General features: G+C 57.7%; 11 protein-coding genes. 2 read left to right on the top strand and 9 right to left on the bottom strand.

Features of this window, described 5'->3' with window-relative positions; genetic code table 11:
• Both HY011_10600 and HY011_10595 read left to right on the top strand, forming a co-directional pair.
• On the top strand, nucleotides 1-1631 hold a 1631-nt coding region (locus HY011_10600), incomplete at its 5' end, for a site-specific DNA-methyltransferase (GenBank protein MBI3423378.1).
• Nucleotides 1632-1837: 206 nt separating this feature from the next.
• Nucleotides 1838-3925, top strand: a complete 2088-nt coding sequence (locus tag HY011_10595; GenBank protein MBI3423377.1) for a DEAD/DEAH box helicase — start codon at nucleotides 1838-1840, stop codon at nucleotides 3923-3925.
• A 107-nt stretch (nucleotides 3926-4032) separates the two neighbouring features.
• On the opposite strand, the gene HY011_10590 is transcribed toward HY011_10595, so the two are convergent.
• The 9 genes from HY011_10590 to HY011_10550 all read right to left on the bottom strand — a co-directional run bounded on the left by HY011_10590 (nucleotide 4033) and on the right by HY011_10550 (nucleotide 13863).
• On the bottom strand, nucleotides 4033-5409 hold the full coding sequence (locus HY011_10590) for a M20/M25/M40 family metallo-hydrolase (GenBank protein MBI3423376.1): 1377 nt from the start codon (nucleotides 5407-5409) through the stop codon (nucleotides 4033-4035).
• Nucleotides 5410-5464: 55 nt separating this feature from the next.
• On the bottom strand, nucleotides 5465-7390 hold the full coding sequence (locus HY011_10585) for a CIA30 family protein (protein MBI3423375.1): 1926 nt from the start codon (nucleotides 7388-7390) through the stop codon (nucleotides 5465-5467).
• Nucleotides 7391-7512: 122 nt separating this feature from the next.
• Entirely contained in the window at nucleotides 7513-8211 is a 699-nt protein-coding gene (locus HY011_10580; protein MBI3423374.1) for an FHA domain-containing protein, read from the bottom strand.
• 356 nt (nucleotides 8212-8567) lie between these two features.
• Nucleotides 8568-8840: a hypothetical protein gene (locus HY011_10575; GenBank protein MBI3423373.1), complete on the bottom strand. Its 273-nt coding sequence runs from the start codon at nucleotides 8838-8840 to the stop codon at nucleotides 8568-8570.
• Nucleotides 8815-9258, bottom strand: coding sequence for a hypothetical protein (locus HY011_10570; GenBank protein MBI3423372.1), 444 nt, complete (start codon nucleotides 9256-9258; stop codon nucleotides 8815-8817). Before HY011_10570 ends, HY011_10575 begins: the two co-directional genes overlap by 26 nt.
• Nucleotides 9259-9295: 37 nt before the next feature.
• Entirely contained in the window at nucleotides 9296-9487 is a 192-nt protein-coding gene (locus HY011_10565; GenBank protein ID MBI3423371.1) for a hypothetical protein, read from the bottom strand.
• Nucleotides 9488-9974: 487 nt separating this feature from the next.
• Complete coding sequence (locus tag HY011_10560) at nucleotides 9975-11513, bottom strand: glucose-6-phosphate dehydrogenase (protein MBI3423370.1); 1539 nt, start codon at nucleotides 11511-11513, stop codon at nucleotides 9975-9977.
• A 58-nt stretch (nucleotides 11514-11571) separates the two neighbouring features.
• Complete coding sequence (gnd, locus tag HY011_10555) at nucleotides 11572-12555, bottom strand: decarboxylating 6-phosphogluconate dehydrogenase (GenBank protein MBI3423369.1); 984 nt, start codon at nucleotides 12553-12555, stop codon at nucleotides 11572-11574.
• Nucleotides 12556-12756: 201 nt separating this feature from the next.
• On the bottom strand, nucleotides 12757-13863 hold the full coding sequence (locus tag HY011_10550; GenBank protein MBI3423368.1) for an SMP-30/gluconolactonase/LRE family protein: 1107 nt from the start codon (nucleotides 13861-13863) through the stop codon (nucleotides 12757-12759).
• Nucleotides 13864-13910: the final 47 nt, after the last annotated feature.

Below are 13910 nucleotides of genomic sequence, written 5' to 3'. Positions count from 1 at the left end.
ATGTTGTCCAGACAGCTCTCACCGTCTTGGAACGATGCATTCTTATGACCACCGACCCCGGCGACCTCGTGCTTGACCCGACCTGCGGCTCCGGCACCACCGCCTGCGTTGCCGAACAATGGGGCCGCCGCTGGATCACGATTGATACTTCGCGGGTGGCGCTGGCGTTGGCGCGCGCGCGGATTATGGGCGCGCGCTACGCCTATTACCTGCTGGCCGATTCGCCGGAAGGGCGGCAACGGGAAGCCGAACTCAATGTCCGACAAGCTGCCAGCTTGTCGCGGGCTGGGCTGGCGAACCACTTGGCAGAACGCGACGGCCACGACAAGCTGGCAGCTTGTCGGACAGCAGATATTCGCCAGGGCTTTGTTTACGAGCGCGTGCCGCACATCACGCTGAAATCCATCGCCAACAACGCCGAGATTGATGTCATCTGGGAGAAGTTCCAACCGGCGCTCGAAGCCACCCGCGCCCAACTCAACGCCGCGCTCAAACAAAGCTGGGAGGAATGGGAAATCCCGCGCGAAGCTGACGCGAAATGGGCTGCCGAAGCCAAGAAGCTGCACGCCGAATGGTGGCGGCAACGCATCGCCCGCCACCGCGAGATTGACGCCAGCATCGCCGCCAAGGCCGAGTTCGAATACCTCTACGACAAACCCTACGAAGATAAAAAGAAGGTGCGCGTGGCCGGGCCGTTCACGGTCGAAAGCCTCTCGCCGCACCGCGTGCTGGGCGTGGACGAAAACGACGAACTGCTTGACCCGCTGAAGGCATCTACTGGCAATGGACGCGGCACGGTGCGCGACTTCGCGCAGATGATTCTCGAAAACCTGAAAACGGCTGGCGTTCAACAAGCGCACAAAGCAGACAAGCTCGACTTCACGGCGCTGGTGCCGTGGCCGGGCTATTACATTTGCGCCGAAGGCCGCTACTTGGAGAAGAGTGAAGTGGGGAGTGCGAAGAGTGAACTACCTGATCTTCACTCTTCACCTTTCACTTTTCACTCTTCTGAGAAACGCGCGGCGATTTTCATCGGCCCCGAATTCGGCACCGTCCCCCGCGAAGATTTGGCGGCGGCGGCCCGCGAGGCTGGCGAAGCGGGCTTTGACGTGCTGGTCAGTTGCGCCTTCAGCTACGACGCGCATTGCGTGGGGCTGAACAAACTGGGCCGCATTGCCATTCTCAAAGCGCGCATGAACGCCGACCTGCACATGGCCGACGACCTGAAAAACACCGGCAAAGGCAATCTGTTTGTCATCTTCGGCGAACCGGACATCGAGATTCTGCCCGCCGCCGGCCAGCAGATTCAGGTCAAGGTCAACGGCGTAGACGTCTTCCGCCCCAACACCGGCGAAGTCATCAGCGACAACGCCGACGGCATCGCCTGCTGGTTCATTGACAGCGATTACAACGAAGAGAGCTTCTTTGTCAGGCAGGCATATTTCCTGGGTGCGAACGATCCGTACAAGGCGCTCAAGACGACGCTGAAAGCCGAGATCAACCAAGAGGCTTGGGATACTTTGAACAGCGACGTGTCGCGGCCTTTTGCGAAACCCGCGTCCGGGCGCATCGCCGTCAAGGTGATCAATCATCTGGGCGACGAAGTGATGAAAGTGTTTCGGGTGGAGTAGCAGCGCGCGCTTGCTTAGCTCCGTAGGAGCGGCCTGTTTATAGCAACGGCGTTTGTTTCCCTCTTAGCTCCGTAGGAGCGGCATGTGCCACATGCCGCTCCTACGGAGCTTGGGAGAACGCGCGCGTGGTTGCTATAAACAGGCCGCTCCTACGGAGCTAAAACGATGTCTGTGGCGCAAAATCAAATCCGTCTTTGGTTGAACTTATGGAATTCCGCATTGCCGACACCTTCACCGACAGCCTCGCCAAACTAACCGGTGATGAACAAAAGGCCGTCAAGACCACGGCCTTCGATCTGCAACTGAACCCGGTCAATCCGGGCATGCAACTGCACAAGGTAGACCGTGCCAAAGACCCGAACTTTTGGTCGGCGCGCGTGAGCCGGGACATTCGCTTGATTGTGCATAAGACGGCGGCCAGCTTCCTGCTGTGTTACGTGGATCATCACGACAATGCCTATGACTGGGCGTTGCGGCGCAGGCTGGAAACACACCCCAAAACTGGCGCGGCGCAATTGGTCGTCGTGCGCGAAACGGTGCAGGAAGTCATCATTCCCAAATACATCGAAGTCGAGCAGCCCAAGCCCCCTAAGCAATTGTTGTTTGCCAGGTTGACGGATGACGAACTGCTGAGTTACGGCGTACCCGCCGAATGGCTGAACGACGTGCGGCAGGTCAACGAAGACACCTTGCTGACGCTGGCAACCCACCTGCCGGGTGAAGCGGCAGAAGCCTTGCTGGAATTGGCAGTCGGGGGCAAACCCGCCCTCCCGCAACCTGCGGCGAAGGGAAGCAGCCCCTTCGATCATCCCGATGCGCTGCGCCGCTTCCGCGTGATGAACGATGTCGAAGAATTGGCACGCGCGCTGGAATTCCCGTGGGAGAAATGGACGATCTTCCTGCATCCGGCGCAGCGGCAACTGGTCGAACGCGATTACAACGGCCCGGCGCGTGTGGCCGGTTCGGCGGGCACCGGCAAAACCATCGTCGCCCTGCATCGCGCGGCCCATCTGGCACGCCACAACCGGCAAGCGCGCGTCTTGCTGACGACGTTTTCCGACACGCTGGCGCGGGCCTTGGATACCAAGCTGCGGCGCTTGCTGCATCACGAACCACGCCTGGCCGAAAACATCGAAGTGCATTCGCTGAACGCCATCGCGCGGAAGCTATACAAGGCCCGCCTCGGCGTGCCCAACCTGGCTTCGGACAAAGTGCTGGCGGAATTGCTGGCCGAAGCCGCCAAACAGGTCGAAGGCCACAAATTCAGCCAGCGATTTCTGCGTTCGGAATGGACTGAGGTCGTTGACGCCTGGCAGTTGGATAGTTGGGAAGCGTACCGTGACGTCAAACGTTTGGGCCGCAAGACGCGCTTGCCCGAAGCGCAACGCGCCTTGCTCTGGGCGATCTTCGACCGCGCGCGCGCGCAACTGAACGAGCGCGGATTGATTACCTATGCGGGCCTGTTCAGCCGATTGGCCGCGCAACTGGCCGAGAGCAAACAAGCACCGTTTGATTTTGCCGTGGTGGATGAAGCGCAGGATGTCGGCATTCCGCAGTTGCGGTTTCTGGCCGCGCTGGGAGCGGAACAACCCAATGGGCTTTTCTTCGCGGGCGATCTGGGCCAACGCATTTTTCAGCAGCCGTTTTCGTGGAAGGCGCTGGGCGTGGACGTGCGTGGGCGTTCGCGCACGCTGCACATCAATTACCGCACCTCGCACCAGATCAGGCAGCAAGCTGACCGCTTGCTGGGGCCGGAAGTTTCTGACGTAGACGGCAACACGGAAGAGCGCGCCAACACGATTTCGGTCTTTAACGGGCCAACTCCGGCGATTCAGATTTTGGAGAGTAACGCAGAAGAAGTGCGCGTTGTCAGCGCCTGGCTGACTGACCGGGGCAGAGAAGGCGTGTGCCCTGATGAAATCGGTGTTTTCGTGCGCTCCGAAGCGGAGCTTGACCGAGCGAAAACAGCCATTGAGTCCGCCGGACTGAAATTCAAAATTCTCGACGAAAACGTCGAGACGGCCAGCGGGTTCGTTTCACTCAGCACAATGCACCTAGCGAAGGGGCTGGAGTTTCGCGCCGTGGCCGTGATGGCCTGCGATGACGAAATCACCCCTTTGCAAGCACGGATCGAAGCGGTCGCTGATGAGACGGATTTAGAAGAGGTTTACAACACAGAACGCCATCTGCTTTACGTTGCTTGCACGCGTGCGCGGGATTATTTGCTCGTAACCAGCACCGCGCCGGCTTCGGAATTCCTTGCTGACTTTCAAGCCGCTAAAGCCGCTGTCTAAGCAGGACATTCCTCGCTAGCCATGTTCATCTATCAATTTTGATGCACAGTCTGATGCACAGTGATAACACGGGGCTTTGTCGTCAACGTAAAGCCCCGTTACCAGTCTCAAGAAAGCTTGGCAATCTCTTCAAAGTACTTCACGAACATTTTTATTCCGCCCGCCGTCTGCCGCCAATCATAATTCTCATTCTTCGCGTGATAGCCGTGCTCGGGCAGGCTCAGGCCCAGGAAGGTAAACGGCGCTTTTAGATATTTATCCATCGTCACAATCGCGCCGATGGAGCCGCCTTCGCGCGTGAAGGCCGGGTCTTTGCCAAAGGCGAATTTCATGGCCGCGCGCGCGGCGTCGGGATAGGGGCCGGTGAAGCTGCCCTCAAATGCTTCCAGTTTCTGAATGACCTCGACCTTCACATCCGGGTTGAGTTTCTTGACGTAATCCTTGACCAGTTTGGCGACTTTGTCGGCCCGCTGGTTTTGCACCAGGCGGCAACTGATCTTGGCTTCGGCGTGATAGGGCACGATGGTTTTGACGCCGGGGCCGCTGTAACCACCCGTGATGCCGTGGACTTCAAACGTCGGCATGGCCATGAAGGCTTTCAACACATCGGCTTCGGTTTTCAAATTTGGGCGAATGGATTTCAGTTCGTGGGCTTTCTGATAGCCCTTGGTCGTAAAGCCGGAATTGACGAAGCTATTGAGTTCAGTTTTCGTCACCTGCCGCACGTCTTCGTAAAAGCCGGGAATCTTCACCTTGCCCGTCTTGGCGTCGTAACACTGGCTGATGACCTGCGCCAATTCGCCGATGGGATTGCGCGCGGCCCCGCCGACCAGTCCCGAATGCACGTCCTTGCCGTGCGTTTGCAGTTTGAACAAGAACGCTTGCAGACCGCGTAAGCCGTAGGCCACCGCCGGATTTTTGCGTGAAATCCAGATCGTGTCTGACACGAGGAAGGAATCAGTCCGTAAACGGGCTTTGTTGTTCTTGATGAAGTGCTCGAAATTCGGGCTGCCGATTTCCTCTTCGAGTTCCCAGATAAATTTGTAGTTGAGCGGGATGCCGTGTTCGACCGCGTAACGCACCGCGAGCATGGCCGTCAGCGCTGGGCCTTTGTCATCGGTGGTGCCCCGGCCTTCGTAACGGTCGCCTTCTTTGAAGAAAGTGAAGGGCGCTTTGTTCCATTCGTTCGCGTCGGCGGGCTGCACGTCCATGTGGTTATAGATCGTCACGGTCGGATGGTCTTTGCCGGTGACGAGCGAACCGAACACGACCGGATTGCCGGGCGTCGGCACGCATTCGGCTTCTGCGCCGAGCGCGCGCAGATATTGTGCCGCCGTCTCGCCGCATTTTTGGATATCGGCTTGGCAAGTGGGGTCGCTGCTGATGCTGGGGATTTCGACCAGTGTGGCGAGTTTGTCTTCAAACTCGGGGCGCACGTCACGAATGTAGCTCGTCAGGTTTTGATAAAGTCCGTTGGTGCTCAAGGGGTCACTCCTTCATTGATAAGGTTAGTTGACAAAGTTAGTTGTTAATGATGCGTTACTTATAAAACTGCACGTTGTCCAATTCCAGCCAGGCAAAGCTCCCGGCAGGTCTGGCGACTTCAAAGCTCAGCATCAGCAAGTCCGCGCCAGTCCAGACGACCGGGTTGCGCGCATTGCTTTGCTTTAGCGTGGCAAAGTCAATCGAAACAGTTTGCCATTGTGCCGCAGCCAGGAACGGCGCTTGGAAAATCGCATTGTCGCGCACGTTTGCCGTCGGCACGAGCAGCGTGTAAGCGCCTTCGCCCCGCGCGTCGAAGCGCACACCGCGAAATGCGCGCGCATCCACGGGTTCAACCGCACCGCGACTGAGCGGCACGCTGATGCGCAAATAGGGGCGCTCTTTTTCTGATAGGCGACCACTGATGGAAAGCGCGTGGTTGCCTTCCTCTCTGCCAGTTGGGCGCAAGATGCGTCCGTATGTCATCTGCGACGGATCCATTCCGGCGTCTGTGCCATTGACCCAGCGCGTATCGAGCCGGCTGCGGCTATTGGCGCTCTCAAAGTCGTCAATACGTTCCTGCGCCGCGATGGCTGGAAGCCTGGTGATGCCCGGCGCGGCAATGTCGTGGGCCAGGGCCGCACGGTCGAGTTCGCGCCCGCCCAAAAACAGGTGGCGAATCTTTTCGATGTCCTGGATGTTGCGGTGCGGCGCGCCTTCGATCAGCAGCACATCCGCCAGCTTGCCGGGCGCAATCGTGCCGCGCTCTCCATCCACGTGCAGCGCTTTGGCGGCATTGCCGGTGGCGGCGGTGAGCGCTTCGAGCGGCGTCAAGCCGCCCGCGACCAGCAACTGCAATTCGCGTTGTGTCGCCCAACCGTGATGTGTGCCTGTCACACCTGCATCCGTGCCCGTGCCAAAGCGTATGCCTGCCTTGCGCAAGGCTGCCGTGTTGCGTTGCAACGTCGCCCAACGGCGCAAGCGCGACGCATCGCCGTTTTCAGCGGAACCAGCCGCTGGTTTAAGCGGTGGATTCTGAGGCGGCACCAGCGGCGGATTGATGCGCCGCAAGACAGCCGGTTCTAGCACTGCGTTGAGCAACGGCGTCAGGATGTCCCGCCCGCGCGGTTCATATACCGCCAGTGTCGGCGCGTAAGTCGTGCCTTTCTCACGCATGAGGTTGAAAAGCTCTTCATCCGCATCCTTGTCGCCGACGCCGTGGGCAATGACGTCCACACCGGCGCGTGCGGCAATTTTCGCTTTGTCTAAAGAGACCGTATGCGTCAGCACTTCCAGATTATTTTTGTGGGCCTCGTCCACAATGGCGGTGATGGCGTCTTCGTTCATGCTAGTCATATCGGATGCCGCGCCGTAGCGCCAGCCATCGGTGAAAATTTTGATCGCGTCTGGTTGATAGGGCAGGATGTTTTTGACGGCGGCGCGGGCTTCGCGTGGAGTCGAGACTTCGAGCGAAAAGAAATCGCCGCGCCCACCTTCGGCGCCGTGGCCGTGTGGTGTGGTCATACGCACGGCGAAATGGATGCGCGGTCCAACAATAATGCCCGTCTTGATCAGTCGCCGCATCGGCTCGAAAGTTTCCGGGTATGTGCCGAATTCAGTGACCGAGGTAACGCCGCAATATAGATACGCCTTCAAATGTTTTGGCCAATCACCGCTGATGCCGGCCGCCGAGGCGTAAGGCAAATGAGTGTGAAGATCGAATAAGCCTGGCGTCAGTGTCATGCCGACGGCATTGATCCTGCGGGCATCTGCCGGAATGTTGAGGCTTGTGCCCACTGCTTCGATGCGGTCGGCGCGAATGAGCACATCCGCCTGGCGCGGTTCTGCGCCGGTGCCGTCAACCAACGTCGCGCCGATGATGGCGATGGGCACAGCGCTCGGCGTTTGGGCGCTGTGCGGCGCACCGGTGCGTAACAGCAGAAGCTGCATCAGCAAAGCGGCCACTATGAATACGCGAATCATGCGATCTCCGTTTGCAAACAAAAACAACTCTGTACTCGTCTTTCGACCAGCCCGCGAATAAGAAATGGCGCGAATTGTTGAGGCTTGGCTGAATACTGAATGACACCGTCGTCATGGCTGACTTAACACGCGAATTTGAGCGTGGTCTCGCCGATCTTTACCAAATCACCGTTCGCCAGCACCGCCGGTTGCTGCGGTTTCAGCCGTGCGCGGCCATTGATAATGGTGCCATTGGCGCTGCCCAAGTCTTCCAAATAAAACTGGCCGCTCCTGACAGTGATGCGGGCATGGCGGCGCGAAACACGCGAGGCGGGGTCGTACTTTGAAAGGTCAACAGCCGGGCGAATGCCGCGATGTGGGTCGAGCCGCCCGATCAAGGTTTCGCCTTCGAGGTTGATCGGGAATTGCACATTGCCGGCTTCGACATCCAGCACGACCAGGCGGGCGTTGGCGGGTTCGAGCTTGGGCGAACGCTCGCCGAAATAGACGCGGTATAAATCCGCCGGTGTCATTTCGTGGCCGCAATGGTAACAAGAGACGCGCGTCAGCGTGCCGGAGCTGCCGATCTGGGTTGCATACATCTCTTCTTCGCGGATGACTTCATCAAGGAAGGATTCGCGCTGCTCTTCCGACAGTGAGTCCCAGTTCTGATGGCGCGCGGTCGCCAGTTGCCGCAATTGCGCTTCAGCAAAATCCAAGCGGGCCGCGCGCAACAGCTTGTCGTCCTCGGCCAGCATCAGCAACAGTATGTGTTTGTGTTCGGGGGCGAGTTGTCCAACCCAGTCCCGCAGTTGTTGTTCAACAGAAAGTCCGCTCGACATATTGCCTAACCTTTAGCAATTCGTGGGATGCCGCGCGCATTCTAGCCCGGTTTGAGTTGAGAAGAAACAATTGCGCAGTTCTTTTTCCAAATCTATTACTGATTCGTTTGCGCCGCATTTTGCTTTGGCTGAATAACCAGCGTGACCGGTTTGACAGGGAAGCCCGAGCGTTACGGCGAAGCAGTTTCGATCCAGCCAACCACGTAAATCGGCTGTTCCATTGCCTGCCCCCAAGGCCCCGCACTCAACTCGACGCGCGGTGTTTCTTCCACACGGCGCGCGCAGGGCGCACAGGGATTGAATCGCCCACGCCGCCTGCGCAATTGAAGCCTTGCCACGCCGGCTCGGCGCTCATCCTATGTCGAGCACCGGGGCGGAAAGAAGCCAGCGACGATGGGCAACTCACCGATATTCAGCCGATAGGCCAACTGTAACGGCGGCCCGCTCAGCGGTTGACCGGCTTTGTGCTGGCTGGTCAAATGCAATATGTATTCGCTCTCCGTCTTGAAGGCATAGGCCAACCATGCATTGCGCTGGCCGTTGCGTTCCCACCCAAACGCGCGGCCGTTGGCCGATTCCTGGCTGTTGTTCACCATGACGTTGCTAAAAGGGAATATCCAGGTCTTCATCAATAACAAAATCGTCCTCACGTTCACGCGAGAGCACGGCGGGCGGCACCTCGCGCGTCATGCCGGCAGCTAAATCCTGCCGCATCCCTTCGATCAATTGCGGCAGGTTGAAGGCGGCGGCGCGTGCCTGACGAAACAAATCGCGCACCAGCGTGGAATAGCCCGTGGCAAGCTGGCTGGTCGTCAGCTCTTCGACAATCAACCCTTCGCGCGTCAGTAACGTCGCGACATATTTGGCCGCCAAACTTTCCTCATCCGCTTCATTGCTGGACAAGTGAATGATGCCCTGGCCCAGCGCCAGGTAAAAATCGCAATAGGTCGAATGCCGAGAGCGTTTGGCCGGTTCCCAGCGCAGCGCTTTTTGTTCGCCGGATTCGTAAAGTTGTTTGAGCATTGCTAAAAACTGCGGACTTGCCATGGGCCTACTCCTTTCGGTTGTAAGTGGCTTGGTTGACTCAAAAGTCGGTCGTGACTCTGATAGAGCCATTTGGGTCTTCGACAAAAATCACAAAAGGGCGGTTGGTGTTTGCCGCTTCAATCACAGCGAACGCTTCCCGGAAAGACGTGCGGTCGGCGATGAACTCCTTGCCATTGAGCGCCACCCATTGATGAATGTATTCACGCCTATATTCTCGTAACCATCGCAACTCTTGTGTTCGGTGCCGAAACGGTAGCAGCTTGCTCCTCTGACTGGAATCAATTGAACGGGTTGGTAAAACCACTCGGAATATAGCGCAAAGCCGCGTGCGCGACTAGGCGAATGCCGGCGGCAACTTTGCATTGACGATTTCAGTCGCGAAGTTTTTTCACTGCCCAGCAATTATTGCTGGCATCCAAAGCCTAATTTCCGTATATTCCGGTTCGTGCCTCGCAAGACCCCGCAAGCGTTACCTCTTATCACATTCTGATCGCAGTTTGGATCAATCAATGGCTTCTTCCTGGCGAATGCTTTGCCTGGTTTGATCAGAGTGCTTCATTGCTGAAGCTCACAGGATTTGTTTGCCAAACGGCAGACGCGCAGGTTTCTCGCACGATAACCTCACCCCATCATGTGCTGAGAAAAGGATGCGCTGCGTTGAGCGGCTGATTGTCAGCGACTCACGCAGCGCATTTTCTTTGTGGTTTGTCGTTAACCTATTCGTCCAGCTTGCGCCATTCACGCCCGTCACGCGCCAGCATCTCGTCCGCTTCTTTCGGCCCCCACGAACCGGCAGTGTAATTCGGAAAGGCGCGCGGCGGCAGCGCCTGCCAAATATCCAACACGGGTTCAATCACGCTCCAACCAGCTTCGACCATGTCGGCGCGTTGGAACAGCGTGGCATCACCGATCATGCAATCGTAGAGCAATCGTTCATAGCCAGTGCTGGGTGTGCTGCCGAAATAGTCCACGTAATCAAAATCCATCTCAACCGCCCCCATACGCATAATCGGTCCCGGTACCTTGGCGCCGAAACGCAGCGAAATGCCTTCGTCGGGTTGAATGCGAATCACCAGCCGGTTGGTGCGCAGGCGGCCAATCTTGGTTTCGCGGAAGAGCACAAAGGGCGCGCGTTTGAATTGAATGGCAATCTCGGTCACACGCTTGCCCAGGCGTTTGCCGGTGCGCAGATAAAACGGCACGTCGGCCCAGCGCCAATTGTCGATCATCAGCTTGAGCGCCACAAAAGTTTCCGTGGTTGAGGTGGGCGCCACGTTTTCTTCCTGCCGGTAACCGGACACACGTTCGTCTTTCATTTCGCCGGGGCCATATTGTCCGCGCACGGCGTCGGTCAGCACTTCTTCGGGCGTGAAAGGCGAGATGGCGTGCAGAATCTTGGCTTGTTCGTCGCGCACCGCATTCGCCTCGAATGAAATAGGCGGTTCCATCGCGGTCAGTGAAACGAGTTGAAACAGATGATTGGGAATCATGTCCCGCATAGCACCGGAGGTTTCGTAATAGCCGCCGCGCTTTTCGACGCCCACGGTTTCCGCCGCCGTGATCTGCACATGGTCAATGTAGCGGCGATTCCAGATCGGCTCGAAGATGCCGTTGCCAAAGCGGAAGACCATGATGTTTTGCACAGTCTCTTTGCCCAGGTAATGGTCAATGCGATAAATCTGTTGCTCGTCCAGCACCTGTTTGATTTCGGTGTTGAGGGCCTTGGCCGAATCCAAATCGTGGCCGAAGGGTTTTTCGATAATCACCCGACGCCATTGGCGATTTTCTTCCTGCGTCAATCCCGCCGCGCCCAATTGCCGCACGCTTTCGCCGAAAAACTGCGGCGCGGTTGCCAGATAGTAAAAGTAATTGCCTTTGCAGTTGTGTGCCTGGTCGGCCTGCTGAATAACTTCTTTCAGCTTGGCGTAATTCGCGGGGTCTTGCAGATCGCCGCCGGTGTAGTAAATGCGATTCAAGAACCACTCCCAGATGTGCGGCTCGACCTCAGCCGTGGCGTAAGTTTTGATGTCCTGGCTGAGTTGTTCGCGAAAGGTTTCGTGCGTCAGTTCCTGGCGCGCCGTGCCGACGATGGCGAATTCACGCGACAACAGATTCGCTTTGGCGAGGTTATAAAGGGCGGGGAAGAGCTTGCGTTTGGTCAGGTCGCCCGTGGCGCCGAAAATGACCATCACACAGGGCGGCGCGGGTTGACTCGGCAGTTCGAGCATCCCGGTTGCATTCACGTTTGCATTCATAGTTTCCTCTTGAAGGATAAGCCGATGAGTAGTTGGTGCAATTCAAGCCAGCGTTTGTTTATCCTCCTGAAGGCTTCTCGATATGCCCCCCGAATTTATTCCGCATCGCCGAAAGTATCTTGTCAGCAAAAGTGTTCTCTTGCCGCGAACGGAAGCGCGCGAACAGCGAGGTCGCCAAAACATCCACGGGCACGGCTTCTTCGATGGCGGTTTGAATCGTCCAGCGCCCTTCGCCTGAGTCTTGCACGAAGCCCGTGAAATTCGAGAGCGACGGATTTTCAGCTAATGCTGACGCGGTTAAATCCAGCAACCATGAACTGACCACGCTGCCGCGCCGCCAGACCTCGGCAATGTCTGCGAGGTTGAAATCGTAGCGATGATCTTCGGGCAACTCGGGTTTGTTGGCGCAGGCGAACAAGTCAAAGCCTTCGGCATAAGCTTGCATCAAGCCGTACTCGATGCCGTTGTGCACCATCTTGACGAAATGGCCCGCGCCCGCTTTGCCGCAATACAGATAGCCTTGCTCGGCGGTGCTGGTCATGCCTTCGCGGCCCGGCGTTGCGCCGATGGAACCAGGGCCGGGGGCCAGGGTTTTGAAGATGGGGTCGAGGCGCGCGACGGTTTCCTGCGGCCCGCCAATCATCATGCAATAGCCGCGTTCCAACCCCCAGACGCCGCCGCTGGTGCCGACATCCAGATAGTGAATGCCTTTTTCGGCCAATCCTTTTGCCCGGCGCACATCGTCTTTGAAATACGTGTTACCGCCGTCAATCACGCTGTCGCCGCCAGAGAGAAAGCGCGAGAGGGCGTCAATCGTCTTCTCGGTCGCGTCGCCCGACGGCACCATCACCCAGGCAGCGCGGGGCTTGGTCAGCTTGTTGATGAAATCTTCGATGGAGCGTGCGCCTTTGGCGCCTTCATCTTCCATCTTCTTGACGTTGTCGGGATTCATGTCGAACACCACGCATTCGTGTCCGCCGCGCATCAGGCGGCGCACCATGTTCGCGCCCATCCTGCCGAGACCTACCATGCCCAGTTGCATATTCGCTGCTCCTTGTTTGAGGAAGAGTTGTTGATTGAATGTGAATGACGAATGGCAGTGTAGTTGCTCCGCGAAGTGCTGGCAAGGTTGCTGAGGGGCTTGCCAGCGGGCTTAAACGCGGCTCCGCCAATTCGCTGGTAACGCGGCGTGCGGCGAAATAAATAAGCCGCACGCCGCGTTACCGTCTTATTTGAAGAGCGGTTAAAAGCCCAAACCTTTCGTGCCAGTCTTGACGCGAATCAGCGCCGTATTAGCCGTGATGTAAAGCGTCGTTCCGTCGTCGCCAAAGGCACAGTTGGCTGTCGGGACGCCCGTTTCAATTGAACCCAGATGCGTGCCGTCTGCCGCAAACACATGCACGCCGCCAGGGCCAGTCGCCCACAGATTGCCGTCTTTATCCACCTTCATCCCATCGGGCAAACCCTTGCGGCCTTCTTTCACCCAGGCCGTGACGTCTTTGAATACTTTGCCCGCGCCTAGCGTGCCATCGGGCTTCAGGTCATACACCATCCAAATCGCTTTGTCGGGGTCGGAGCTGGCGACATACAGCTTCTTTTCATCGGGCGCGAGCGCGATGCCGTTGGGGCGCGTGATTTCTTTGGTCAACAGCGTGAGCTTGCCGTCTTTGCCCAAACGATAAACGCCGCAATAATCCATTTCACGTTGTGGATCATCCACGCCTTTTGGCAGGCCATACGGCGGATCAGTGAAATACAGATCGCCGTTCGTTTTGAACACCAGATCATTCGGACTGTTGAAGCGTTTGCCATTGTATTTGTCGGCCAGCGTCGTTTTGGTTTTGCCGTCCGCCGCCAATTGCGCGATGCGCCGGTCGCCGTGCTCGCACGAAACCAACAAGCCGTCTTTGTTGTAGGTCAGGCCATTTGTCCCCGGCTCTTTGCCCGTGAAGGGAGCCGTGCCGGTGTACCCCGCCGGTTGCAAAAAAAGCGCATCGCCTTTGCCTTCCTGCCATTTGTAAATCGCGTTGTTGGGGATGTCCGAATAGAGCAGGTAGCCCTCTTTCTTATTCCACACCGGCCCCTCGACCCATTTGTGGCCTTCGGTGAGCTTTTCGATCTTGGCGTCGGGCGCGATCAATTTGTCGAAGCGCGGATCAAGCCGCACGATTTTGCCCGTGGCATAAGGCGCGGGCAGTTTCTCTTCGGCAGATGCGGGGGAAGCGGCGGCGGTTTGGCCGGCGGTTGTTGCGGGTTTGGCCGGTTCCGGTGATGAACAACTTGCCAGGGCCAGGGTAGCGGCAACGAGCAACGTAATAAACAACACGGCGCGCGGATGGAAGCGATTCATCGGGGTTTCTCCTCTGGTTGTGATGTTGTGGTTTGCGTGAATGCAAA

This window comes from Acidobacteriota bacterium (assembly GCA_016196035.1).
GTDB lineage: Bacteria > Acidobacteriota > Blastocatellia > RBC074 > RBC074 > JACPYM01.
The sequence above is the reverse complement of the archived record's forward strand: the minus strand, read 5'-3'. Positions and strand labels throughout refer to the sequence as shown.